The organism is Stenotrophomonas sp. HITSZ_GD (assembly GCF_029543105.1).
Classification (GTDB): Bacteria; Pseudomonadota; Gammaproteobacteria; order Xanthomonadales; family Xanthomonadaceae; genus Stenotrophomonas_A.
In genome coordinates, this window is sequence record NZ_JARQXB010000014.1 from 27202 (window position 1) to 51955 (window position 24754).

A 24754-nucleotide genomic window follows, 5' to 3' on the forward strand; every position below is an offset into this window, starting at 1 on the left:
CCTCCATGCGCGTTGCGATCTTCGGGACCGGCTACGTCGGTCTCGTCACTGGTACCTGTCTGGCTGAAGTTGGACATGATGTGGTCTGCGTCGATATCGACCAGGCCAAGGTAGAAGGTCTCAACCGGGGGGTGATCCCCATTTACGAACCCGGCCTTGAACCGATGGTCAAGGCCAACCACGCCGCCGGCCGCCTGCGTTTCACCACGGACGCGGCTGCGGCGATCGCCCATGGCGAAGTGGTGTTCATCGCGGTGGGCACCCCGCCGGACGAGGACGGCAGCGCCGACCTCAAGTACGTGCTCGCCGTGGCGCGCACCATCGGCCAGCACATCGACGGGCCGGCGACCGTGGTCAACAAGTCCACCGTGCCGGTCGGCACGGCGGACAAGGTGCGCGCGGCGATCAGCGAGGCACTGAAGGCGCGCGGCGTGGACCACGCCTTCGACGTGGTCTCCAACCCGGAGTTCCTCAAGGAAGGCGACGCGGTGGCCGACTGCATGCGGCCGGACCGCATCGTGATCGGGGCCACGCGCCCGGATGCGGTCGCGCGCATGCGCCGGCTGTATGCGCCGTTCAACCGCAACCGCGACCGCATCGTCGAGATGGACGTGCGCTCGGCCGAGCTGACGAAGTACGCCGCCAACGCGATGCTGGCGACCAAGATCAGTTTCATGAACGAGATCGCCAACATCGCCGAGAAGGTCGGCGCGGACGTGGAGCAGGTGCGCAAAGGCATCGGCTCGGATCCGCGCATCGGCTGGCACTTCATCTATCCCGGCGCCGGCTACGGCGGTTCCTGCTTCCCCAAGGACGTGCAGGCGCTGGCCCGCACCTCGCAGCAGTACGGCCACGAGCCGAAACTGCTCAACGCGGTGGAGGCGGTCAACCACGGCCAGAAGGGCCATCTGTTCGAGCTGATCCAGCGCCACTACGGCGGCGCCGGGCAGGGCGTGGCCGGCAAGACGTTCGCGGTATGGGGCCTGGCGTTCAAGCCCAATACCGACGACATGCGCGAGGCCTCCAGCCGCCGCCTGCTGGCGCAGTTGTGGGAGGCCGGCGCCAAGGTGCAGGCCTTCGATCCGGAAGCCACGCACGAAGCGCAGCGCATCTTTGGCGAGCGCGACGACCTGCGTTTCTGCGACAACGCCGACGCCGCGCTGCAAGGCGCCGACGCGCTGGTGGTGGTCACCGAGTGGAAGCAGTTCCGCAGCCCGGATTTCAGCCGCCTCAAGGCCGCGCTGAAGGACGATGTGGTGTTCGACGGACGCAACCTCTACGAGCCGGCCGACATCGAGGCCGCCGGGCTGGCCTACTACGCCATCGGCCGAGGCCGTTCCGTGCAGGGAAACCCGTTCGATGCATGACGCCACGCCCCAGGACCCGGCGCTCGAAGCGCGCTTGGTCGAACTGGAGATGCGCCTGTCCTTCCAGGAACAGGCGCTCTCCGAACTGAGCGAGGCCCTGGCCGAAGCGCGCATGACCGGTGCGCGCAACGCCGAACTGCTGCGCCACCTGCTCGACGACCTCGGGCGGGTGCGCAACGCGTTGAATGCCGATCCGGCGGACGAACCGCCGCCGCCGCACTACTGAGTCATTTCGCCAGACCGTCATGAGCGACACCCTCCGCGACCAGCTGCTGGGCCTGGGCTTCAAGCCCGCGCCCAAACCCGAACGCAAGCCCGATACCCGCGCCGACGCGCGCCGCCCGCAGGGCGGCAAACCCGGCCGGCCCGGCCCAAGCCAGGGCGGCAAGCCGCACGGCCAGGGCCAAGGCAAGCCGGCGCATGCCGCGCGCAGTGGCCAGGCGCCCGGCGGCAAGCCTGGCGCCGCCAAGCCGCCGCGTTCGCGCGAGGACATCGACCTGGCCAAGGCGTACGCCATCCGCGCGCAGCGCGAGAAGGACGAGCGCATCGAGGCCGAGCGCCTGAAGCAGGAAGAGGCGCGGCAGCGTCGCGAGGCGCGCGCCAAGCTGGAGGAACTGCTCAGGGACAAGGCGCTGAACAAGGCCGAGGCCGACATCGCGCGGCACTTCTCCTACGGCGGCAAGATCAAGCGCATCTACGTCGATGCCGAGCAGCTGAAGGCGCTCAACGCCGGCGAGTTGGGCGTGCTGCAGCTCAACGGCCGCTATGTGCTGGTTACCGCCGCGGTGCTGGCCGAGGCCGAAGCGATCTTTCCCGCCGCCCTGGCGTTGAAGGTCGATCCCAACGCACCGGTGGAGGAAGATCCGTATGCCGATCCGCAATTCCAGGTGCCGGACGATCTGGTCTGGTAAAACTCCCGGCCTGCTGCTGGCCTGTGCGCTGCTCGCGCCCCTGGCTGCCCGGGCGGATGACGATATCGCTTTCGACCGGCCGGGCATCGCGTTCGGCACCGAGGTGCTTGCGCCCGGGCAGTTCGCCTGGGAGCAAGGGCTGCCGGATTACACGCGAGATGACAGCGGCGGTGCTTCCACCGAGCAATACACGTTGGACAGCCGGCTGCGGCTGGGCCTGGGCGCGCAGTGGGAACTGCAGGTGGCGGTGGACAGCTATGTCTGGCAGCACGGCGATCCGCGCGCCCGCGGCGGCGGCGACAGTCAACTCGCGCTGAAGTGGGCGCTGCCTTCCTCGAACGACGATTTCACCTGGGCGCTGCTCGGCACCTACCGTGCAGGCACGGGGCGTTCGGCCTTCAGCGAAGGCGCAGCGCGTGATCTGGGCCTGAGCATGGCGTGGTCGCTGCCGCACGGGCGCGGGGTGGGCTTGTATCTGGATGTCGGGCGCGGGGTCGATGGCACGGTGTGGACCGTATCGCCCAACTACACGCTGCACGACGATGGCCGCTGGATGACCTACGTCGAGGCCGGCATGACCGGCGGCGCCGAGCACGAACGGCAGCTCGGCGGTGGCGTGGCCTGGCACGTGCGGCCGAAGGTGCAGATCGATGCTTCGCTGCTGCGCGGGCTGGATGCACGCAGCACGGATTGGCAGGCAGGGCTGGGGCTGTCTTTCGCGCTGTAACGCGGAGCATTCGGCTTCGGTTGCCAGCACCGTCACCGCCACTGGCGTCACCATACCTGTAGGAGCGGCTTCAGCCGCGACCGCCGGATCGTCCTGTCGCGGCTGAAGCCGCTCCTACACCGGATCGTCCTGCACCAGCTCGTCCTGTCGCGGCTAAAACCGCTCTACTCGGGATCGTAGTCCAGGTTCGAGGCCAGCCAGCGCTCGGCCTGGGCCAGCTCCACGCCCTTGCGCCGCGCGTAGTCGGCCACCTGCTCGCGCGACAGGCGCCCGACCACGAAGTACTGGCTGCGCGGATGGCTGAAGTAATAGCCCGACACCGCCGCCGTCGGCAGCATCGCGAAGCTTTCGGTCAGCGTCATGCCGGCGTTCGCAGGCGCATCCAGCAGCGCGAACAGCGTCTGCTTCTCGCTGTGCTCCGGGCACGCCGGATAGCCCGGCGCCGGCCGGATGCCGCGGTACTGCTCGGCGATCAGCGCCTCGTTGTCCAGCGTCTCGTCATCCGCGTAGCCCCAGAATTCCTTGCGCACGCGCTGGTGCAGGCGCTCGGCCAGCGCCTCGGCCAGGCGGTCGGCCAGCGCCTTGAGCAGGATCGCGTCGTAGTCGTCGTGCGCGGCCTCGAAGCGCGCCACGTGCGGCTCGATGCCGATGCCGGCGGTGACCGCGAATGCGCCGATCCAGTCCTCGCGGCCGCTCTCGCGCGGTGCGATGAAGTCGGCCAGGCAGAAATCCGGCCGGTCCACCGGCTTGTCGACCTGCTGGCGCAGGAAGTGCAGGGTGGTCGGCGCATCGCCCGCGCGCACCTCCACGTCGTCGCCCACGCTGTTGGCCGGCCACAGGCCGAACACCGCCTTGGCGGTCAGCCACTTCTCCTCCACGATCTGCTTCAGCATCGCGCGCGCGTCGCGGTACAACTCGGTGGCCTGGGTGCCGACGATCTCGTCGGTAAGGATCGCCGGATACTTGCCCGCCAGCTCCCACGCCTGGAAGAACGGGGTCCAGTCGATGGCCGCGACCAGCTCGTCCAGCGGGTAGTCGTCGAACACGTGCAGGCCGGGCTGCCTGGGTGCCGGCGGCACGTAGTCCGCCCAGCCGCCGTCGAAGCGCTGGCCGCGCGCGTGCTGCAGCGACACCAGCCGCTTGGCGTCGCCGCGGTTGCGGTGGCGCTGGCGGATGTCCGCATAGTCGGCATCGTTGGCGGCGACGAACGCGTCGCGCAGCTCGCGCGAGATCAGCGATTGCGCCACGCCGACCGCGCGCGAGGCATCCTTCACCCACACGGTCGGCGCGTGGTAGTGCGGATCGATCTTCAGCGCCGTATGCGCGCGCGAGGTGGTCGCCCCGCCGATCAGCAGCGGGATGTCGAACTTCTGCCGCTCCAGCTCGCGGGCGACGTGGGACATCTCCTCCAGCGAAGGCGTGATCAGCCCGGACAGGCCGATCAGGTCGGCGTTCTCCTCGCGGGCGCGGTCGAGGATGGTCTGCGTGGGCACCATCACGCCCAGATCGACGACCTCGAAGTTGTTGCAGGCCAGCACCACGCCGACGATGTTCTTGCCGATGTCGTGCACGTCGCCCTTCACCGTGGCCATGATGATCTTGCCGTTGGAGCGGTTGGCCTGGCCGCCGGCGGCCTTCTCGGCCTCGATGTAGGGCAGCAGGTAGGCGACGGCGCGCTTCATCACCCGCGCCGACTTCACCACCTGCGGCAGGAACATCTTGCCGGCGCCGAACAGGTCGCCGACCACGTTCATGCCGGCCATCAGCGGGCCTTCGATCACGTCCAGCGGGCGGCTGGCGGCTTGTCGCGCCAGCTCGGTATCCTCTTCGACAAAGGCGTCGATGCCGTGCACCAGCGCATGCGCCAGGCGCTCGGCGACCGGCTTGCCGCGCCAGGCGAGGTCTTCTTCCTTGCTGGCGCCCTTCTTGCCCTTGTAGCGCTCGGCGATCTCCAGCAGGCGTTCGGTGGCGTCCTTGCGGCGGTTGAGTACCACATCCTCCACGCGCTCGCGCAGGTCCGGCTCCAGCTCGTCGTAGATCGGCATGGCGCCGGCGTTGACGATGCCCATGTCCATGCCCGCGGCGATGGCGTGGTAGAGGAACACCGAGTGGATCGCCTGGCGCACCGGCTCGTTGCCGCGGAAGGAGAACGACACGTTCGACACGCCGCCGGATACATGGCAGTGCGGCAGCGTGCGCTTGATGATGCGGGTGGCCTCGATGAAGTCCACCGCGTAGTTGTCGTGTTCCTCGATGCCGGTGGCGACGGCGAAGATGTTCGGATCGAAGATGATGTCTTCCGGCGGGAAGCCCACCTGCTCGGTGAGGATGCGGTAGGCGCGCGTGCAGATTTCCACCTTGCGCGCGCAGGTGTCGGCCTGGCCGGTCTCGTCGAATGCCATCACCACCGCCGCCGCGCCGTAGCGCAGCACCTTGCGCGCGTGTTCGATGAACAACGCCTCGCCTTCCTTCAGCGAGATGGAGTTGACCACGCTCTTGCCCTGCAGGCATTTCAGGCCGGCCTCGATCACGCTCCACTTGGAGGAATCGACCATCACCGGTATACGGGCGATGTCAGGCTCGGACATGATCAGGTTGAGGAAGCGCGTCATCGCCTTCTCGGAATCGATCAAGCCCTCGTCCATGTTGACGTCGAGGATCTGCGCGCCGTTGGCCACCTGCTGGCGCGCCACTTCCACCGCCTCCTCGTAGCGTTCTTCCTTGACCAGCTTGCGGAACTGCGCGCTGCCGGTGACGTTGGTGCGTTCGCCGACATTGACGAACAGCAGGTCCGGGGTGATGACCAGCGGCTCCAGGCCGGAGAGGCGGGTATGGCGGGGCAGGGGCATTGCGTGGGGCATCCTGGCGTGGCGGTGGCGGCGGTCAGGCCGCCAGGTCGAGTGCGCGGGGCAGGCGGCGCGGCGGCAGGCCGCGCACCGCATCGGCGATGGCGCGGATGTGCGCCGGCGTGGTGCCGCAACAACCGCCGACGATGTTCAGCAGGCCGGCGGTGGCGAACTCGTGCAGCGTGGCGGCCATTTCTTCCGGCGTTTCGTCGTACTCGCCGAAAGCGTTGGGCAGCCCCGCGTTCGGATGCGCGCTCACGTAGCTGTCGGCCACGGTGGAGAGCGTTTCCACGTGCGGACGCAGGTCGCGCGCGCCGAGCGCGCAGTTCAGGCCCACCGAGAGCGGGCGGCTGTGCGCGACCGAGGCGTAGAACGCTTCGGCGGTCTGCCCGGACAAGGTGCGCCCGGAGGCATCGGTGATGGTGCCGGAAATCATGATCGGCAGCCGCCCGCCGCGCGCGTCGAACACCTCTTCGATGGCGAACAGCGCGGCCTTGGCGTTGAGCGTGTCGAAGATGGTCTCCACCATCAGCGTGTCGGCGCCGCCGTCGATCAGGCCTTCGATGGCTTCGCGGTAGGTCGCGCGCAGCTCGTCGAAACTGGTGTTGCGGTGGCCGGGGTCGTTGACGTCCGGGCTGATGGAGGCGGTGCGGCTGGTCGGGCCGAGCACGCCGATCACGAAGCGCGGCTTCTCCGGCGTGGTCGCCTCGATCGCGTCGCAGCACTGCCGCGCCAGCGCCGCGCCGGCCTTGTTCAGTTCGTAGACCAGGTGTTCGAGGTGGTAGTCGGCCTGGCTCACCGAGGTGGCGTTGAACGTGTTGGTCTCGATGAAGTCCGCGCCCGCTTCGAGGTAGGCGGTATGGATGCCGGCGATCACGTCCGGGCGGGTGAGCAGCAGCAGGTCGTTGTTGCCCTTCAGGTCGTGGCCGCAGCCTTCGCCGTGGACGTGGCCCTGCTGCCCGTCGTAGCCGCCGGCGAAGCGCTCGCCGCGGTAGTCGGCCTCTTCCAGGCGATGGCGCTGGATCATCGTGCCCATCGCGCCGTCGATGATCATGATGCGTTCGCGCAGGGCCTGGGCGAGTTGTTCGGCGCGGTCGGGGTGCAGCCAGGGCAGGTCGATGCTCATGCGGACTCCGGGTCAGGGCTTGGCGGCGATCAGCGAGATCACCTCGAAATGCGGCGGTCGCTTCTCGCGCGTCACCGTCTCCAGGCTGGACACTTCCAGCCCCGCCTTCTCGACGAACTTGCGCAATTCCTTGGCGCTGAAACCGAGATTGACGTGGCCATAGGCCTCCACCGCGGCGCGATGCTCGTGCTTGGCCAGGCTGCACAGCAGCAGGCGGCCGCCCGGCCGCAACACGCGCGCGGCTTCGGCCACGGCCTGCGCGGGCTTGGCCGCGTAGGTCAGTGCGTGCATCAGCACGACCAGATCGAAGCTGCGCTCGGCGAACGGCAGGGCGTGCATGTCGCCCTCGCGCACCTCCACGTTCGCCAGCCGGCGCAGGCGTTCGCTGGCGGCGGCCACCACGCGGGCGCTGGTGTCGATGCACACGTAGCGCTGAGCGTGCGGGGCGACCAGCTCGGCCAGCACGCCGTCGCCGGAGGCGATGTCGAGCACGTCACCGGTTTCCAATAGCGGCAGCGCACTGCGGGCCAGGGCCTCCCAGGTGCGGCCGGGGGAGTAGTGGCGTTCCATGTCGCCGGCCACCGAGTCGGCCCAGTTCTGGTCCGCGGCACGCATCGCCAGCACGCCGGCCACGCGCTCGGCGTCCTGGCGCAGCAGGGGGTCGTCGCTGCCGTTGCTCAGTGCCTGCCACAAGGCGCGCTGGGCCGGGTCCAGCGCGGCTTCGTCGAAGCGGTAGTAGGCCGACACGCCGGCGCGGCGGTCGCGCACCAGGCCGGCTTCCTTAAGCTTGGCCAGGTGAGTGGACACGCGCGGCTGGGCCAGGCGGGTGATGCCCGACAGCTCGGCCACGGTGAGCTCCTCCTGCTCCAGCAGGGCGAGCAGGCGCACGCGGGTGGCGTCTGCGAAGACCTTCAGGCGGGTCGACCAGTCTTCCAGGTCCATAAATATCTCTATATCTCGATAGCGAGATATTTTAGGGCGTGGCGGGGTGGGGTCAACCTACATACGCATGCGAATGGTTGGCGCTACAATGGGCCGACTTTGCTCCCCCGGAGGGTTCGGACGTGGATTTCAGCTTTACCGAAGAACAATTGATGATCCAGGACGTCGCGCGCCGGATCGCCCAGGAGAAGATCGCGCCGAGCGCCGAGCACTTTGACCGCACCGGCGAGTTCCCGCGCGAGAACATCCGCCTGCTCGGCGAGAACGGCCTGATGGGCATCGAGGTGCCGGAGGAATATGGCGGCGCGGGCATGGACCCGGTGTCCTACGTGCTGGCGATGATCGAGATCGCGGCGGGCGATGCGGCGCATTCGACGATCATGTCGGTCAACAATTCGCTGTTCTGCACGGGCATCCTGAAGAACGGCAGCGAGGCGCAGAAGCAGAAGTACGTGCGGGCGATCGCCGACGGCAGCCAGGTCGGCGCGTTCGCGCTGACCGAGCCGCAGTCCGGTTCCGATGCTTCGGCGATGCGCTGCCGCGCGGTGAAGCAGGCCGATGGCACCTACGTGATCAACGGCAAGAAGAGCTGGATCACCTCCGGGCCGGTGGCCAAGTACATCATCCTGTTCGCGATGACGGCGCCGGAGCAGGGCGCGCGCGGCATCACCGCCTTCATGATCGATACCGACAAGCCCGGCTTCGGCCGCGGCAAGACCGAGCCCAAGCTGGGCATCCGCGCCTCGGCGACGTGCGAGATCGAGTTCGCCGATTACGTGGCGCAGCCTGAAGACGTGGTCGGTTCGGAAGGCGATGGCTTCAAGATCGCGATGGGCGTGCTGGACGCGGGCCGCATCGGCATTGCCTCGCAGGCGATCGGCATCGCGCGGGCGGCCTACGAGGCGACACTGGAATACGCGCGCGAACGCCATGCCTTCGGTGCGGCGATCGGCACGTTCCAGATGACCCAGGCCAAGATCGCCGACATGAAGTGCAAGCTGGACGCGGCGCTGCTGCTGACCTTGCGGGCGGCCTGGCTCAAGTCGCAGGGGCAGAAGTTCAGCACCGAGGCGGCGGTGGCCAAGCTCACCGCGTCCGAAGCGGCGATGTGGATCACCCACCAGGCCGTGCAGATCCACGGTGGCATGGGGTACTCCAAGGAAATGCCGCTGGAGCGGTATTTCCGCGATGCGAAGATCACCGAGATCTACGAGGGGACTTCGGAAATCCAGCGGCTGGTGATTGCGCGGGCGGAAACCGGGTTGCGCTGAGGGCTCGGATTCGGATTCGGACTCGGACTCGGACTCGGAGCGCGGCTGTTCCGGGTGGGTCGCGCGGCGTCCGGTGGGCAGGCCCTACCGGGACACGCCGTGAATCCATCCATGGAGGCTCGTAGGCGACATCCATGTCGCCTACGGTCCCGGCAGGGCCCGCCCACCGGACGCCCGATGGATTCGCGCGACCGGACCGCAAAGCGGTTCGCGCAAGCCGTGGTGCTCCTGTAGGAGCGGCTTCAGCCGCGACCGCGTCCCGCGAGCGCCAGTTCCACCCACGCCGCTGGCGGCCGAGCACAAAAAAAGCCGCCCTCGGGCGGCTTTTTTTGTTCGGGCGGCAAGGCCTCAGAACTTGGCGTCGAACTCGGCCGCGTAGCCCGTGTTGACGATCACCTTCTGCAGGGCCTCGCTCACCTTGATGTTGCCGGCCACCAGCTGGCGCGCGTCCGGGCCCTTGTCGTCCATGCGCGCCGGGGTGGCGCCCTTGAAGTCGCACACGCGGCCGCCGGCTTCGCGCACCAGCAGCACGCCGGCGGCGATGTCCCACGCCTTCACGCCGGCCTCGAAGTAGGCGTCGGTGCGGCCGCAGGCCACGTAGGCCAGGTCCAGCGCGGCCGAGCCGGTGCGGCGGATGTCCTCGGCCTGGGTCAGCAGGGCGTCCACGCACTTGAGCTGGCTGCTGGCGCGGGCACGCTCGCGCGGCGGGAAGCCAGTGTGGATCATGGCGCCGGCCAGGTCCTTGCGGTCGGCCACGCGGATGCGGCGGTCGTTGAGCACCGCGCCGGCACCGCGGCTCGCGGTGAACAGCTCGTTGCGCAGCGGGTCGAAGATCACCGCGTCCAGCGGCTCGCCGTTCTCGACCAGGGCGATGGACACGCAGTAGTGCGGGAAGCCGCGCAGGTAGTTGCTGGTGCCGTCCAGCGGGTCGATCACCCACATGTAGCGGCCGCTGTGGCCCTGCACGCCGCCCTCTTCGCCGAGGACGCCGTAATCCGGGTAGGCGCGCTTGAGTTCCTTGACGATCACCTTCTCCGCGTCCGCATCCACCTCGCTGGCATAGTCCATGCGGCCCTTCTGCACGACGTTCAGCGCCTCGAGCTTGTTGATGTTGCGCAACAGGACGTTGCCGGCGAGGCGTGCGGCCTTGACCATGACGGTGACGGCGGGTTTCTGCATGGCGAAGGCTCCCGTGAAGGCAGAAGAGGGGCGGAACTGGCGGGGGGAAAGAGCGGTTCGGCGTCGAGGCCGTCGCGCAGTTTACCATCTGCGGCTGATCCGCTCCCCAATTGCCCGTTCATGCAGCCCGTCGCGTTCGCTTCCCCCTCGATCCGTTTCGTCCTCGTCGGCACCCAGCACCCCGGCAACATCGGCGCGGCCGCGCGCGCGATGAAGACCATGGGCCTGGGCCGGCTGGTGCTGGTGGCCCCGGAAAAGGCCCCGGACGACGAGGCCTACCGCCGCTCAGCCGGGGCGGAGGACGTGCTCGATGGCGCGCCCGTCCACGCCACGCTCGCCGAGGCGGTGGCCGACTGCACCCTGGTGCTGGGCTGCACCGCGCGCTCGCGCCGGGTGCAGTTGGAGGAACTGCTGCCGGCCGATGCCGCGCAGCGGGCCGTGGCCCATGCCGCGACCCCGGCCGAGGTGGCGGTGGTGTTCGGCCGCGAGCGCACCGGCCTGACCAACGAGGAGTTGCAGCTGTGCCACGTGGCCGTGCACATCCCCTCCGACCCGGCCTTCAGCTCGCTCAACCTGGCCGCGGCCGTGCAGGTGCTGGCCTACGAGATGCGCCTGGCGCTGCTGGCGGCCGGCCAGGCGGCGGCCGCGCCGGCTGCCGAGCCCGGCCTGCGCGAGGGGGCGGCCAGCCATGCGCAGATGGAAGGGCTGTTCGGCCAGTTGGGCGAAACCCTGGACGACATCGATTTCCACAAGGGCCGCTCGCCCGACTCGGCCATGCGCAAGCTGCGCCGGCTGTTCCTGCGCGCGGCCCTGAGCGAGCAGGAAGTGCGCCTGCTGCGCGGCATCCTCTCCGACGCCCAGCGGATGGCCATGCTCGCCCGCCGGGACGGCCCCTAACAGACTGTTGCATGCGTCACGCTTTCGGCTAGGCTTGGCCGAACGCTTGGGGGGTGTCGGTTGACTGCTTCACGCTGGCCGGGTTGGCGATGGCTGTGGGTCACCTGTGGGTGGCTGGTGGCGGGTGCGACGTTCGACGCCGCCGCTGCCGGGCCTTCCGGGGAGCTGGTGCTGGGGCGCATCAGCGACGACCCCAAGGTCCATTACGAACAATTGAAGCCGCTGCTCGACTACGTCGTGCCGCGCATGCACGACGTGGGCATCCGCGAGGGCCGCATCCTGATGGCGCCCGACGCGCAGCGCATGGCCAGCTACCTGCGCCGCGGCCGGGTGGACTGGGTCACCGAGACCGCCGGCACGGCGATGCTGCTGCAGCAGCGCAGCGGCGCGCGCCCGCTGCTGCTGACCGAGCGCAACGGCGTGCGCGAATACAGCACGGTGGTCTTCGTGCGCCGCGACGGCCCGGTGCAGCGGCTGGACCAGCTGCAAGGCCACTCGATCGCGCTGCAGAGCACGCTGTCCACCAGTTCCTACCTGGTGCCGGTGCTGACCCTGCTGCAGAACGGCCTGCGCCCGGAAATCCTGCTCGGCCCCAAGGACGAGCCGGCGCCGGACGCGGTGGGCTACGTGTTCGCGCGTTCGGAGTTGAACATCGCCGCCTACGTGCACAAGCGCCTGGTCACCGCCGGCGCCTTCTCCAACCTGGACTGGAACGACGAGCGCCACCTGCCGCCCTCGTTCAAGCACGATTTCCGCATCATCTACACCACCGAGCCGATCCCGCGCGCGGTGGAGATGGTGCGCGGCGACCTGCCGCCGGCGGTGCAGCGGCGGCTGCACGAAGTGCTGTTGCAGGCCGCCTCCGACCCGCAGGCCGCCCCGGCGCTGCACAAGTTCTTCGGCACTTCCGGTTTCTACCCCGTCGATCCGGCCTCGCAACGCGAGCTGGATGCCCTTCGCGAAGGATTGCAGCGCGTGCGGATGCAGGTCGAATGAATCGCGTACGTTTCGGGCTGCAGGCCCGCTTCCTGATCGTGATGGGCCTGGCGTTCGCGCTGGTGGTCGGCATCCTGTTGCTGCTGCTGCAGCGGCAGACCCGCATGCAGGCCGAGGTGCGCACCCTGAGTGGGGCGATCATCCACGACCTGTTCGACCGCAGCCTGCGCTCGCGCGGCGAGGCGCTGGCTACCGAGCTGGCCGACGCGTTGGTCAACCCGCTGTACTACTCGGACCTGGACCAGGTCGGCGCGCTGGTGCGCAACACCTCGCGCCAGCAGGTGGTCAGCTACGTGCGCGTGTTCGACCGCGAGGGCCGGCTGATCCACGACGGCTCGGTAGACATTCCCGGCTATGGCCAGCAGATGCAGGACCCGCTCGCCGGGCAGGCCATCGGCACGCGCAAGCTGCTGATGCAGTGGTCCCCGGACGTGCTCGACGTGACCATGCCGGTGATGATGGGCCAGGAGAAGATCGGCGGCGTCCGCGTGGGCATGTCGCTGGGCCGCGTGCGCCAGCTGGAATCCGGCGCCAACGAGACCTTGCTCGAACGCCTGGCGGAGGTCGGCAAGCGCGACCTGGGCTGGCTGATGCTGCTGCTGGCCGGGCTGGCGGTGATCGCCACGGTGGTGGCGATCTACATCCAGCGCACGCTGGTCGGGCCGATCCGCTGGCTGGCGCAGGCGGCCCGGCAGATCGAAGCCGGCGACTACGCGGTGGAGCGGCGCAGCAGCGAGCGCAACGACGAGGTCGGCGAGCTGATCCGCGCGTTCGGCCGCATGAGCGAGAGCATCGCCCGGCACGACCGCGAAGTGCGGCACATGGCCTACACCGATGCGCTGACCGGCCTCACCAACCGCCTGGCTTTCCGCGAGAACCTGGACCACCAGCTGCTGGCCGCGCGCAATTCCGGCCGCCAGCTGGCGCTGCTGTTCGCCGACATCGACGACTTCAAGCGCGTCAACGACACGCTCGGCCACGAGGCCGGCGACGAGGCGCTGCTGCAGTTCTCCGCGCGCATCCGCGTGGCGGTGGAGGAGATGGGCGGCGACGAGGCGCTGCTGGCGCGTTTCGGCGGCGACGAATTCGTGATCCTGGTGCAATCCGGCGACGTGCGCGAGTCCGCGCTGAAGCTGGCCGACCGGCTGGTGGAGGACCTGGGCGAGCCGTTGAAGGTGGAAGGGCGCGAGGTGTTCCTGGGGACCTCCATCGGCATCACGCTGTTCCCGGACGACGCCCGCGATGCCACCGCGCTGCTGAAGAATGGCGACATCGCCATGTACCAGGCCAAGGTGGCCGGCAAGAACTGCCACCGCGCCTACAACCGCGCGATGGACCACGCGGTCGAGCGCCGCGTGCACATGGAGCACGAACTGCGCGGCGCCTGGGAGCGCGGCGAGCTGCGGCTGGTCTACCAGCCGATCTACCGCACCGCCGACCGGCAGATGGTCGGCGTGGAGGTGCTGCTGCGCTGGCAGCACCCGGCGCTGGGCGCGATCCCGCCGTCGGTGTTCATCGAGGTCGCCGAGCAAAGTGGCCTGATCGAGGTGATCGGCCCGAAGGTGTTGCGCGCGGCCTGCCTGGACGCGACCCAATGGCCGCAAGTGCCGGGCGTGGCGCCGCTGTTCGTCTCGGTCAACGTGTCGCCGCGCCAGCTGCGCAGCGGCGACATGGCCGACACGGTGGCGCGTTGCCTGCGCGACTCCGGCCTGCCGCCGGCGCGGCTGCACCTGGAGCTGACCGAAACGGCGGTCATCGGCGACGAGATGCTCGCCGCCAGCCTGCTCGACAAGCTGCACCGCATGGGCGTGAAGGTGTGGCTGGACGATTTCGGCACCGGTTTCTCGGGCCTGAGCCACCTGCGCCAGGTGCCGGTGGACGGGGTGAAGATCGACAAGAGCTTCGTGGCCGACCTGCAGCGCGATCCGGACGACCTGGCGCTGACCACCGCGATCATCGCGATGGCGCATTCGCTGGGCATCACCGTGGTGGCCGAGGGGATCGAGCACGAAGTGCAGTACCAGCTGCTGCGTGAGCGCAAGTGCGACCTGGCGCAGGGCTACTGGTTCAGCCGCCCGCTCAGTTCGATGGACCTGGTGCGGTTGCTGGGCGGGCTGTAGGCGCGGCGTCCGCCGCGACTGCCCTCCGCGAGGGGCGCGGCCGAAGCCGCGTCTACAGCGGCCGCTTGCCGGTGTCGCCCTGGATTTCCCGCACCAGCTTCGGCACGAGGTAGCCGGACAGCCGCGCCGCCAGTTCGGCATGCAATGCCCTGGCGCGGGCGTCGTCCACCTCGTAATGCGCCACGCCGGCCACCCGGTCCAGCTGGTGCAGGTAGTAGGGCAGCACGCCGGCGGCGAAGCTGCGCTCGCTCAGCGCGGCCAGCGTATCGACGTCGTCATTGACCCCGCGCAGCAGCACGGCCTGGTTCAAGAGTTGCGCGCCGGCCGCGCGCAGGCGCGCCATCGCCGCGTCCACGTCGGCGTCGAATTCGTTGGCGTGGTTGGCGTGGATCACGAACGCCACCGGCCAGGGCAGGGCGGCCAGCCAGGCGGTCAACTCGGCGTCCACGCGCTCGGGCAGCACCACCGGCAGGCGGCTGTGGATGCGCAGGCGCTTGAGGTGCGGGATCGCCGCCAGCGCGTCGGTCAGCTCGGCCAGCTTGGGCGTGGCCAGCGAGAGCGGGTCGCCGCCGGAGAGCAGCACTTCCTCGATGCTGGCATCGGCTGCGATCGCCGTTACCGCTTCGCGCCAGCCCTCGCGCGCGGCGGTTTCCTCCGCATACGGGAAATGCCGGCGGAAGCAGTAGCGGCAATGCACCGCGCAGCTGCCCGTGGCGATCAGCAGGGCACGGCCGCGATATTTCTGGATCACCCCGTTGGCGGTGCGCGCGGCGGCATCGCCCACCGCGTCCAGGCCGAAGCCGGGCACCACGCGCATTTCTTCGGTGACCGGCAGCACCTGCCGCAGCAGCGGGTCGGCCGGGTCGCCGTGGCGCATGCGTGCGACAAAGCCGCGCGGCACCCGCAGCGCGAACTGCGCCGCGGCCGCCTCGTCCAGGCCCACCGTTTCCGCATTCAGGCCCAACAGCGCCAGCAGCTCGCGCGGGTCGCGCACCGCCTCGCGCCACAGCGCCTGCCAGCGGGCGGCCGGGCGTGCGGGGGGCGGCTGTATGCGGCTGGGGGCTGCGGTTATCATGTCGGGTCTGGAAACAGTACGCCCGCCGGATGGCGGGCACCCCATTCTACCGGCCGGCCGCTCCGCGCGGCGGTTTTGCCTTATCCGAGGAGTTGCACTATGGCCAGCTATGGCATGAACGACGTCAAGAACGGCATGAAGATCCTGGTCAATGCCGAACCGGCGGTCATCACCGACACCGAGTACGTCAAGCCGGGCAAGGGCCAGGCCTTCACCCGCGTCAAGTACCGCCTGATCAAGTCCGGCCGCGTGCAGGAAATCACCATGAAGTCGACCGACTCGGTGGACGCCGCCGACGTGCTCGACACCGACATGCAGTACCTCTACAGCGACGGCGAGTACTGGCACTTCATGCAGCAGGAGACCTTCGAGCAGGTCCAGGCCGACAAGAACGGCATGGGCGGCGCGGAGAAGTGGCTCAAGGGCGAGGAGCAGTGCGTGGTGACCCTGTGGAACGGCACCCCGATCGCCGTGCAGCCGCCGAACTTCGTCGAGCTGAAGATCACCGAGACCGACCCGGGCGTGCGTGGCGATACCTCCGGCGGCGGCGGCAAGCCGGCCACGCTGGAAACCGGCGCGGTGGTGCGCGTGCCGCTGTTCGTCGGCCAGGAAGAGGTGATCCGCGTGGACACCCGTTCCGGCGAATACGTTTCGCGCGTGAAGTAAGCCCATGAAGGACCTGGGCGTGGTCAAGGAAGAACACGAGGCGGACCTCAAGGACCGCTTTCCGCACGACCGGGTCGTCTTTTTCAGCGACGCGGTATTCGCCATCGCGATCACGCTGCTGGCGATCGAGCTGAAGCTGCCCGACCGCGAGATGGTCGAGCACCTCGGCGCGGTGGCCGCCGCAGGCGAGGTGACGGCGCATTTCATCGCCTACTTCATCAGCTTCCTGGTGACCGGCCTGTTCTGGGTCGGCCACATGCAGACCTGGCGCCACGTGCGCCGGGTCACCGGCGGGCTGGTGTGGTCCACGCTGCTGCAGCTGATGTTCGTGGCGCTGATGCCGCTGGCCACGCGCGAATACTCGGTCTATTTCTCCAGCCAGAGCCCCGGCCGGCTGGCGTTCTATGCCTTCGTGCTCGCCGGCATCTCGCTGTTCGCCGTGGTGACCCGACAGATGGTGATCCGCCACGAGAACCTGCGCGAACGCATCGGCGTGGTCGCCACGCGCTGGCTGTTCTGGCGCGGCATGATCCCGCTGATCCTGTTCGCCGTGGCCATTCCCGCCGCCTCCTTCATCCCGGTGTGGGCGGGCGGGCTGATGTTCGTGATGATCTTCCCGTGCCTGGCCATCGCCAAGCGCTGGGTGCAGCGGGGCGCGCCGGATGCGGCGTGACCGGCTGCGGGTCGTCGTTCCCCCCGATGTTCCCGGAGTCGATCTGCCGTGACCTCGCCTGTACCCGAATCCTGTGACCTGCTGATCGAGGCCGCTTTCGTCGTTCCCATCGAACCCCATGCGGTGGTGCTGGAAGACCACGCCGTGGCCGTGCGCGAGGGTGTCATCGTGGCCGTGCTGCCGCGCGCCGAGGCGCGCGCGCGCTTCGCCGCGCGCGAAACGGTCTCGCGCCCCGAGGCCGCGCTGATCCCCGGCCTGGTCAACGCGCATACCCACAACCCGATGACGCTGCTGCGCGGCGTCGCCGACGACCTGCCGCTGATGGTGTGGTTGCAGCAGCACATCTGGCCGGTGGAAGCGGCGGTGATCGGCCCGGAATTCGTTGCCGACGGCACCACCCTGGCGATCGCCGAGATGCTGCGCGGCGGCACCACCTGCGCCAACGAAAACTACTTCTTCCCCGACGCGCAGGCCGCCGTCTACAAGAAGTACGGCTTCCGCGCGCTGGTCGGCGCGCCGGTGATCGATTTCCCGACCGCCTGGGCCAAAAGCGACGACGAATACTTCGACCGCGCCGGCGAGCTGCACGACCAGTGGCGCGACGACCCGCTGGTGGCCACCGCGTTCGCGCCGCACGCGCCGTATACCGTGAGCGATGCCAGCTTCGAGCGCGTGCGCATGCTGGCCGACCAGCTCGACGTGCCGGTGCACCTGCACACGCATGAGACCGCGCAGGAAATCGCCGACTCGCTCACCCAGTACGGCCAGCGCCCGCTGGCGCGGCTGGACCGGCTGGGCCTGGTCAACGACCGCCTGATCGCCGTGCACATGACCCAACTCACCGAAGGCGAGATCCACCTGTGCGCCGAGCGCGGCGTGAGCGTGGTGCATTGCCCGGAATCGAACCTCAAGCTGGCCTCCGGCTTCTGTCCGGCGTGCGCGCTGGCGCGCGCCGGGGTGAACCTGGCGATCGGCACCGATGGCTGCGCCAGCAACAACGACCTGGACATGTTCAGCGAGAACCGCACCGCGGCCATCCTCGCCAAGGCCGTGGCCAACGACGCCACCGCGCTGGATGCGGCCACCACGCTGCGCGCGGCCACGCTGGGCGGCGCGCGCGCGCTGGGTTTCGGCGAGCGCATCGGCTCCATCGAGGCCGGCAAACAGGCCGACCTGGTGCTGGTGGACCTCTCCGCGCTGGAAACCCAGCCGCTGCACCACGTGCTCTCCCAGCTGGTGTACGCCGCCGGCCGCCACCAGGTCAGCGACGTGTGGATCGCCGGCAAGCCCAAGCTGCGTGGCCGCGTGCTGGTCGACATGGACCCGGACGCGCTGGTCGCCAACGCGCGCCAGTGGCGCGACCGCATCCGCCATCTCCATCCCGCCTGATTTCAGGTCGCCGCACGGGAACCCGAGCATGAACGCTTCGCGTGAAAACACCTCCCACAACTTCCATCAGGCCGAACTGGACAAGTTCGCCGCGCTCGCCAACCGCTGGTGGGACGCCGACGGCCCGCAGAAGCCGCTGCATGCGCTCAACCCGGTGCGGCTGGACTACGTCGCCGCGCGCACGCCGCTGGCCGGCGCGCGCGTGCTCGATGTCGGCTGCGGCGGCGGGTTGCTGAGCGAGGCGCTGGCCCGCCAGGGCGCGCAGGTCACGGCCATCGACCTGGCGCCGGAGCTGATCAAGGTCGCGCGCCTGCACCGGCTCGAATCCGGGCTGGAGGTGGACTACCGCGTGCAGTCGGTGGAAGACCTGGCCGCGGAGGCGCCGGGCAGCTTCGATGCCATCACCTGCATGGAGATGCTCGAACACGTGCCGCGCCCCGGCGCGATCCTCGACGCCTGCGCCGCGCTGCTCAAGCCGGGTGGGAAGTTGTTCCTGTCCACGCTCAACCGCACGCCGGCGGCCTTCGCCGTGGCGATCGTCGGTGCCGAGTACGTCGCGCGCCTGCTGCCGCGCGGCACGCACCACTACCAGGATTTCATCAAGCCCTCCGAACTGGCCGCCTGGCTGCGCCAATCGAACCTGCAACTGCGCGACGTCAGCGGCCTGGCCTACGAGCCCTGGCGCGGCAGCGCCCGCCTGAGTGCGCGGACCGACATCAACTACCTGGCCTGGGCGACCAAGCCGGCGACTCCCGATGCCTGAGGCCGGCGGCGAATTCCCGCGGGCGGTGTTGTTCGACCTGGACGGCACGCTGCTCGACAGCGCGCCGGACATGCTCGCCACCGCCAACGAGATGCGTGCGGCGCGCGGCGCGCCGCCGCTGGTGCTGGCGCAGTTGCGCCCGGTGGTGTCCAAGGGCGCGCGGGCGATGCTCGCCGTGGCGTTCCCGCAGTGGGACGCGGCTGAGCGCGACACGCACGTGCCCGAGTTCCTGCAGCGCTACGAAGCGCTGATCGGCCGCCACGCCCTGCTGTTCGACGGGGTGGAGACGATGCTGCGCTGCCTGGAGGATGCCGGCAGCCGCTGGGGCATCGTCACCAACAAGCCCGAGTACCTGGCGCGGTTGATCCTGCCGCAGCTGGACTGGGAGGCGCGCTGCGCGGTGCTGATCGGCGGCGACAGCCTGCCCGAGCGCAAGCCGCATCCGCTGCCGCTGCAGGTGGCCTGCGAACGCATGGGCGTGGACGTGCGCGAGACCGTCTACGTCGGCGACGACGAGCGCGATATCCTCGCCGCGCGTGCCGCCGGCATGCCCTCGGTGGCGGCCCTGTGGGGCTACCGGCTGGCCGAGGACGACCCGTTGTCCTGGCAAGCCGATCGCATGATTGAACAGCCCGCTGCGCTGTGCGCCGCGTCCGCCTGGCCGGCATCGAACGCCGCCTGATCTTCTTCGGCCCGCCGGTGCGGGCCCCGTTCCCGGATCCGCGCATGAGCACGACCAGCGCCCTCGACAGTTTCCTCGACAAATGGCGCGACCGCTGGCCAGAATGGGAAGTGGCCGGGCGCTTCGTGCCGGCCGACCGGCAGCGCGCGACGCTGGCGTGGTTCGCGCTGCTGCAGGAGTTCGAGGACATCATGAACATCGCCGGCGACCCGCTGCCGGCCGACGCCAAGCTCGCCTGGTGGCAGCAGGAACTGCGCGACTGGAGCGGGCGCCGTTCGCGGCATCCGCTCGGCCGCGTGCTGGAGCCGGTCGTCGCCCCCTGGGCGCAGCTGGCCGAAAGCCTGCCGGCGATGCAGGAGGCGAGGGCGCAGCCGCTGTCGCTGGAGGGCGCGCTGGCGGTGCTGCAGCCGTTCGCCGAGGCGGTGGTGGCGGTGGAGGCGGCGCTGTTCGGCCGCGCGCGCGCAGCCAACGCCCGGGCAGTGGCCGTGCAGTGGCTTTCCACGCGCGCGGCCAGCGCTGGCGCGGCGGCCGCGCCCGCGGGCGTGAACGTGGAGGCCTGGCGTGGCCAGCTGCTGGCGCAGTGGCCGCGCAAGGCGGCGCTGGCGCTGCCGCATCGGGTCTGGTCGCGGATGGCGCGCCTGCGTCTTGCACGCGAACACCAGGGGCAACCGGCCTGGGCGCCACCGCTGCAACAGCTGTGGCACGCCTGGCGCGCGGCCAGCGGTGGCGCGTGACGATACGGTCAAGCGCCGCGGCGTGGCGCTCACGCCGGCTTTGCGCGGGCTGACCACACTGCGCGGGAAGCCACGCGCCGCGTGGTGACCGGACAACACGCAATGGCGGACGAACGCGAACTGGAAAAGCGCTTCTGGAAAACCCTCAAGTCGGACCGGACCGTGATGCTGGGCCTGGCGGGCGCACAGGACGGCCACGCGCAGCCGATGACGGCGATGATCGAAGGCGACGAGGGCGGGCCGATCTGGTTCTTCACCGCGCGCGACAACGGCTTGTTGACGGCGCTCGGCGGCACGGCCGCCAGCGCGAACGCGCAGCTCGTCGGCAAGGGCCACGAAGTGTTTGCCAGCATCGCCGGCACGCTGCGGGAGCATACCGACCGCGCGGTGGTCGAGCGGCTGTGGAACCCCTTCATCGCCGCCTGGTACGAGGGAGGCAAGGACAATCCCAACCTCGCGCTGCTGCGGCTGGATCCCGCGCATGCGCAGGTATGGCTCAACGAGAACAACCTGCTGGCCGGCGTGAAGCTGCTGCTGGGCGTGGACCCGAAGAAGGACTACGCCGACAAGGTGGCCGATATTCCGCTCAATCGCTGAGCGTGGCTCCTCATCCCGTCACCGCCGCGCGACTTGGCGGCGGTGGCGAAGGCTGCTCGTCTCGCGCGAGGCGGACCGTTGCGGCGGGCGGCGGCTACGGCGCCGCCTTGCCGCGCTCCAGCACGAGCAGCGGATCGATCCGCACGTCGAACCAGTTCATGCCCCAATGCAGGTGCGGGCCGGTGGCACGGCCGGTCGCCCCCACGGCGCCAATCACCTGGCCCTGCGCCACCCGGTCGCCGACCTTCACGTCGATGCGCGACAGGTGCAGGAAGTTCGAGCTCACGCCGAATCCATGGTCCAGCAGCACCGTGCCGCCGGTGAGATACAGGTCGGGTGCGGCGAAGGTGATCACGCCCGCGGCCGGCGCCTTCACCGGCGTGCCCGTCGGCACGGCGATATCCATGCCCGAATGCCCGGTGCCGGGTTGGCCGTTGTAGATGCGCGCATTGCCGAAGCGCCCGCTGATGCGGCCCTGCACCGGCCACACGAAGGGCTGGGCGAAATCCGGCCGCGCATCGTCGCGCGCTCTCGCAGCGGTGACCTGCGCCTGCTCGCGCTGGATGCGCGCGGCGATCTCCGGCGGCGGATTCACCGTCTTCGGCGGCACGCCGTTGACCTGCTCGGTCGGCCAGTCGCGCGGCGTCACCGTAATGGAGGCCGGCGTGCGCGTGCCGTCGGGCCGCGTCACCTGCACGGTCAGCGGCCCCTGCTCGTCGCGGCCGATGCCGAACACCACGCTGCCGTATTCGCTCACGCGCAGGGAGCGCCCGGCGTATTCCACCTGGCTACCCGGCGGTACCTTGCCGATCACCAGCGCGCCTTGCGAGGCGCTGGCGGGAAACACCACGCGGCCATCGAGCGCTTGGGCGGCGACCGGGCCGGGCAGGGCGAAGGCGGCCAGCAGCACGCCGCCGGCCAGACGCGATGCCCACGGCATCAGCGGTCGAACCGCAGGCGCTGGCCCTGTGGCGTGCCGACCAGCTTCGCGCCGTCCCACACCTGCTGGCCGTTGACCCAGGTCGAGCCGATCTTCGAACGGAACGTGGTGCCTTCGAACGGCGACCAGCCGCACTTGGACAGCACGTCCTCGCGCTTGACGGTGAACGGGGTGTTGTCCACCAGCACCAGGTCGGCCCAATAGCCCTCACGCAGGAAGCCGCGCTCGGCCACGTTGAACAGCAGCGCCGGCGCGTGCGCGAACTTGTGCACGATCTTCTCCACCGGCAGGCGGCCTTCGTGCACCAGCTCCAGCGCCGCCACCAGCGCGTACTGCACCAGCGGCAGGCCGGACGGGGCCTGCGCGTAAGGCTTCTGCTTCTCTTCCCAGGTATGCGGCGCGTGGTCGGTGGCGAGCACGTCGATCACGTCCTCGGCCAGCGCGCGGATCAGCGCTTCGCGGTCGCTGGCGTCCTTGATCGACGGGTTGCACTTGATCAGGTTGCCCAGGCGCTCGTAATCGGCGCGGTCGAAGCGCAGGAAGTGGATGCAGGTCTCGGCGGTGATGCGCTTGCCTTCGATCGGGCCCGGGGTGAACAGGGCCAGCTCGTCGGCAGTGGAGATATGCAGCACGTGCAGGCGGGTGCCGTGCTTCTTCGCCAGCGACACCGCCAGCTGCGAGGACTTCAGGCAGGCCTCGCGCGAGCGGATGTCCGGGTGCATCGACGCGGTGAGGTTGTCGCCGTACTTCTCCACGAACGCCTTCATGGTGGCGTCGATGGTGGGCGTATCCTCGCAGTGGGTGATGATCGGCGTGGGCGCATCGCGGAAGATCGCGTCCAGGGTCTGCGGGTTGTCCACCAGCATGTTGCCGGTGGAGGCGCCCATGAACACCTTGATGCCCGGCGCCGTCTTGGGGTCCAGCTGCTGGATGTCGGCCAGGTTGTCGTTGCTGGCGCCCAGGTAGAAGCCGTAGTTGCCCCAGGCGCGGCCGGCGGCCATGTCGTACTTGGCCTGCAACGCGGCGGCGTTGAGCGTGGGCGGGTTGGTGTTGGGCATGTCCATGAAGCTGGTCAGCCCGCCGGCCACGGCGGCGGCCGATTCGGTCGCCACATCGCCCTTGTGGGTGAGGCCCGGCTCGCGGAAGTGCACCTGGTCGTCGATCATGCCCGGCAGCAGCCAGCGGCCGGCGGCATCGACCACCGTCTCGCCCGGCGCGGCGGAGAGCTGCGGGCCGATCTGCGCGATGCGGCCGTCCTCGCCGATACGCAGGTCGGCGTCGAACTGGCGGCCCTCGTTGACCAGGCGGGCATTGACGATCAGGGTGCGGGTCATGGCGTTTTTCCTGTGCAGCGGCAAGAGGAGGGCGGCGCGACCTCGGGCACGGGGTCGAATCCACCGGGATGGAAGGGGTGGCAGCGGCCCACGCGGCGCGCCGCCAGCCAGCCACCGCGCAACGCGCCGTAGCGGGCGATGGCGGTCATGGCGTACTCCGAGCAGCTGGGCGCGAAGCGGCAGCGCGGTCCGAGCAGCGGACTGACGAAGCGCTTGTACAGGCGCAGCAGGGCGATGAGCAGTCGGGCGATCACGGTGTTCATCATATGCCAACGGCCTTAATGCGATGTTGCCCCTCCCGGTGGTGTACGTTATAAAGGCCCGCTTTCCCGGGCCCCGGGGGAACCAAGGAAGAGCGTTTCGTGGCTGCTAAAAAACCTGCAAAGAAGGCCGTCAAGGCCGCCAAGAAAACCGCCAAGCCTGTTGTGAAGAAGGCAGCGGCCAAGACCGCCGCCAAGCCGGTCGCCAAGGCCGCCAAGACGGCGGCCAAGAAGCCGGTGGCGAAGGCTGCCGCCAAGAAGGCCGTCGCCAAGAAGGCGGCCCCTGCAAAGAAGGCCGTGCCCGCCGCCAAGAAGGCAGCGCCGGCCAAGACGCCCGTGAAAAAGACGGCCGCCAAGCCCGCCCCCAAGCCGGTGGCGAAGAAGGCGGCCCCTGCGCCGGCCCCGAAGGCGCCGGCCAAGCCGGTGGCCCAGGCCGCCGCCAAGCCCGCACCCAAGACCGTTGCAAAAACCCCCGCACCGAAGCCGGCCGCCAAGCCGGTGCCGGCCAAGACTGTTCCGGTCAAACCTGCGCCCCAGGCCGCCCCCGCCCCCGCCCCGAAGGCGGCCCCGGCGAAGCCGGCCGTGGCAACGGCGCCGACCCCGCAATCCAAGAATCCCGTGCCCGTTTCGAAATCTTCAGCAAAAACCCCCACCAAGACCGAATCCCCGGCCAAGCCGTCGGCGACCCGTCCGACCGGCAAGGTCGCCGTGGCCGTCGTGTCGCGCGCGCCGAGCCCGGCACCGCGTACCAAGTTCAAGGTCGTCGAATACACCACCGATGAGGTGACCGGCCGCCCGATCCTCCCGAAGGGCTACAAGCCCGCCGCGGACGAGGAGTACATGAGCCCGCTGCAGCAGGAGTACTTCCGCCAGCGCCTGCAGCAGTGGCGCAACGACCTGGTCGAAGAATCCAAGCAGACCATCGAGAACCTGCGCGAGGAAGTGCGTGACATCGGCGACGAGGCCGAGCGCGCGACCCGCGAGACCGAGAACTCGCTGGAACTGCGTACCCGCGACCGCTACCGCAAGCTGATCGGCAAGATCGACAGCACCCTCAAGCGGCTGGAAGCCGGTGACTACGGCTACTGCGTGGACACGGGCGAGGAGATCGGCCTGGAGCGCCTGGAAGCGCGCCTCACCGCCGAGCGCACGATCGACGCGCAGGAACGCTGGGAGCACATGCAGAAGCAGCAGGGCGACTGACGCCAAGCAGCCCAAGCAAACGAAAACCCGCCGAAAGGCGGGTTTTTTCATGCAAA

At 69.4% G+C, this 24754-nt stretch carries 24 protein-coding genes; 16 read left to right on the forward strand and 8 right to left on the reverse strand.

Annotated features, from left to right (window positions below):
* The first annotated feature begins 5 nt into the window (after positions 1–5).
* Genes P6166_RS13755 through P6166_RS13770 form a run of 4 tightly spaced genes read left to right on the forward strand, consistent with a single transcriptional unit; the run spans position 6 to position 3005 of the window.
* Entirely contained in the window at positions 6–1367 is a 1362-nt protein-coding gene (locus tag P6166_RS13755) for a UDP-glucose/GDP-mannose dehydrogenase family protein (RefSeq protein WP_277765024.1), read from the forward strand.
* Positions 1360–1593: a SlyX family protein gene (locus P6166_RS13760; RefSeq protein ID WP_277765025.1), complete on the forward strand. Its 234-nt coding sequence runs from the start codon at positions 1360–1362 to the stop codon at positions 1591–1593. Before P6166_RS13755 ends, P6166_RS13760 begins: the two co-directional genes overlap by 8 nt.
* A gap of 19 nt (positions 1594–1612) precedes the next feature.
* On the forward strand, positions 1613–2278 hold the full coding sequence (locus P6166_RS13765; protein WP_277765026.1) for a DUF2058 family protein: 666 nt from the start codon (positions 1613–1615) through the stop codon (positions 2276–2278).
* Positions 2235–3005, forward strand: coding sequence for a transporter (locus tag P6166_RS13770; protein ID WP_277765027.1), 771 nt, complete (start codon positions 2235–2237; stop codon positions 3003–3005). The genes P6166_RS13765 and P6166_RS13770 overlap by 44 nt, the downstream gene beginning before the upstream one ends.
* Positions 3006–3169: 164 nt before the next feature.
* On the opposite strand, the gene metH is transcribed toward P6166_RS13770, so the two are convergent.
* From metH to P6166_RS13785, 3 genes are read right to left on the reverse strand one after another with little or no spacing between them, the layout of a single operon-like run.
* A complete protein-coding gene (metH, locus tag P6166_RS13775; protein WP_277765028.1) occupies positions 3170–5854 on the reverse strand; it encodes a methionine synthase in 2685 nt (894 codons plus the stop codon).
* A 34-nt stretch (positions 5855–5888) separates the two neighbouring features.
* Positions 5889–6977, reverse strand: coding sequence for a homocysteine S-methyltransferase family protein (locus tag P6166_RS13780; protein ID WP_277765029.1), 1089 nt, complete (start codon positions 6975–6977; stop codon positions 5889–5891).
* 12 nt (positions 6978–6989) lie between these two features.
* Entirely contained in the window at positions 6990–7919 is a 930-nt protein-coding gene (locus P6166_RS13785) for a metalloregulator ArsR/SmtB family transcription factor (protein ID WP_057646247.1), read from the reverse strand.
* A gap of 122 nt (positions 7920–8041) precedes the next feature.
* Between P6166_RS13785 and P6166_RS13790 the strand changes: the two genes are divergently transcribed.
* Complete coding sequence (locus P6166_RS13790) at positions 8042–9190, forward strand: acyl-CoA dehydrogenase family protein (RefSeq protein ID WP_277765030.1); 1149 nt, start codon at positions 8042–8044, stop codon at positions 9188–9190.
* Between the two features lie 348 nt (positions 9191–9538).
* Here P6166_RS13790 and P6166_RS13795 read toward each other — a convergent pair whose 3' ends face one another.
* Positions 9539–10369, reverse strand: a complete 831-nt coding sequence (locus P6166_RS13795; protein WP_130318303.1) for an inositol monophosphatase family protein — start codon at positions 10367–10369, stop codon at positions 9539–9541.
* Between the two features lie 120 nt (positions 10370–10489).
* On the opposite strand from P6166_RS13795, the gene P6166_RS13800 reads away from it, so the two are divergent.
* The 3 genes from P6166_RS13800 to P6166_RS13810 all read left to right on the forward strand — a co-directional run bounded on the left by P6166_RS13800 (position 10490) and on the right by P6166_RS13810 (position 14382).
* Positions 10490–11266 carry an RNA methyltransferase gene (locus P6166_RS13800; protein ID WP_277765031.1) on the forward strand — a complete coding sequence of 259 codons (777 nt, stop codon included), beginning with the start codon at positions 10490–10492 and terminating at the stop codon, positions 11264–11266.
* Between the two features lie 114 nt (positions 11267–11380).
* Positions 11381–12262, forward strand: coding sequence for a phosphate/phosphite/phosphonate ABC transporter substrate-binding protein (locus tag P6166_RS13805; protein ID WP_277765071.1), 882 nt, complete (start codon positions 11381–11383; stop codon positions 12260–12262).
* On the forward strand, positions 12259–14382 hold the full coding sequence (locus tag P6166_RS13810; RefSeq protein ID WP_277765032.1) for an EAL domain-containing protein: 2124 nt from the start codon (positions 12259–12261) through the stop codon (positions 14380–14382). The genes P6166_RS13805 and P6166_RS13810 overlap by 4 nt, the downstream gene beginning before the upstream one ends.
* A gap of 52 nt (positions 14383–14434) precedes the next feature.
* Here the strand turns inward: P6166_RS13810 and epmB are convergent, their stop codons facing one another.
* On the reverse strand, positions 14435–15457 hold the full coding sequence (gene epmB / locus P6166_RS13815; RefSeq protein WP_277765033.1) for an EF-P beta-lysylation protein EpmB: 1023 nt from the start codon (positions 15455–15457) through the stop codon (positions 14435–14437).
* 99 nt (positions 15458–15556) lie between these two features.
* Between epmB and efp the strand changes: the two genes are divergently transcribed.
* The 7 genes from efp to P6166_RS13850 all read left to right on the forward strand — a co-directional run bounded on the left by efp (position 15557) and on the right by P6166_RS13850 (position 20961).
* A complete protein-coding gene (gene efp, locus P6166_RS13820) occupies positions 15557–16123 on the forward strand; it encodes an elongation factor P (protein ID WP_277765034.1) in 567 nt (188 codons plus the stop codon).
* Between the two features lie 4 nt (positions 16124–16127).
* The gene (locus tag P6166_RS13825) at positions 16128–16796 is read left to right on the forward strand and encodes a TMEM175 family protein (RefSeq protein WP_277765035.1); all 669 of its coding nucleotides are present in this window, start codon (positions 16128–16130) and stop codon (positions 16794–16796) included.
* A 48-nt stretch (positions 16797–16844) separates the two neighbouring features.
* Entirely contained in the window at positions 16845–18185 is a 1341-nt protein-coding gene (locus P6166_RS13830; RefSeq protein WP_277765036.1) for a TRZ/ATZ family hydrolase, read from the forward strand.
* 28 nt (positions 18186–18213) lie between these two features.
* Positions 18214–18948, forward strand: coding sequence for a bifunctional 2-polyprenyl-6-hydroxyphenol methylase/3-demethylubiquinol 3-O-methyltransferase UbiG (gene ubiG / locus P6166_RS13835; RefSeq protein WP_277765037.1), 735 nt, complete (start codon positions 18214–18216; stop codon positions 18946–18948).
* A complete protein-coding gene (locus P6166_RS13840) occupies positions 18941–19630 on the forward strand; it encodes a phosphoglycolate phosphatase (RefSeq protein ID WP_277765038.1) in 690 nt (229 codons plus the stop codon). Before ubiG ends, P6166_RS13840 begins: the two co-directional genes overlap by 8 nt.
* 44 nt (positions 19631–19674) lie before the next feature.
* On the forward strand, positions 19675–20364 hold the full coding sequence (locus tag P6166_RS13845) for a squalene/phytoene synthase family protein (RefSeq protein ID WP_277765039.1): 690 nt from the start codon (positions 19675–19677) through the stop codon (positions 20362–20364).
* A gap of 102 nt (positions 20365–20466) precedes the next feature.
* Positions 20467–20961 (forward strand): pyridoxamine 5'-phosphate oxidase family protein, encoded by a 495-nt coding sequence (locus tag P6166_RS13850; RefSeq protein WP_277765040.1) that lies wholly within the window; start codon positions 20467–20469, stop codon positions 20959–20961.
* A 94-nt stretch (positions 20962–21055) separates the two neighbouring features.
* Here the strand turns inward: P6166_RS13850 and P6166_RS13855 are convergent, their stop codons facing one another.
* The 3 genes from P6166_RS13855 to yidD are packed head-to-tail and all read right to left on the reverse strand — an operon-like array spanning position 21056 to position 23501.
* Positions 21056–21901, reverse strand: coding sequence for a M23 family metallopeptidase (locus P6166_RS13855; protein WP_277765041.1), 846 nt, complete (start codon positions 21899–21901; stop codon positions 21056–21058).
* Positions 21901–23235, reverse strand: coding sequence for a dihydroorotase (locus tag P6166_RS13860; RefSeq protein ID WP_277765042.1), 1335 nt, complete (start codon positions 23233–23235; stop codon positions 21901–21903). Before P6166_RS13860 ends, P6166_RS13855 begins: the two co-directional genes overlap by 1 nt.
* Entirely contained in the window at positions 23232–23501 is a 270-nt protein-coding gene (yidD, locus tag P6166_RS13865) for a membrane protein insertion efficiency factor YidD (protein ID WP_277765043.1), read from the reverse strand. The genes P6166_RS13860 and yidD overlap by 4 nt, the downstream gene beginning before the upstream one ends.
* A 96-nt stretch (positions 23502–23597) precedes the next feature.
* On the opposite strand from yidD, the gene dksA reads away from it, so the two are divergent.
* Complete coding sequence (gene dksA / locus P6166_RS13870) at positions 23598–24698, forward strand: RNA polymerase-binding protein DksA (protein ID WP_277765044.1); 1101 nt, start codon at positions 23598–23600, stop codon at positions 24696–24698.
* The last annotated feature ends 56 nt before the right edge of the window (positions 24699–24754 follow it).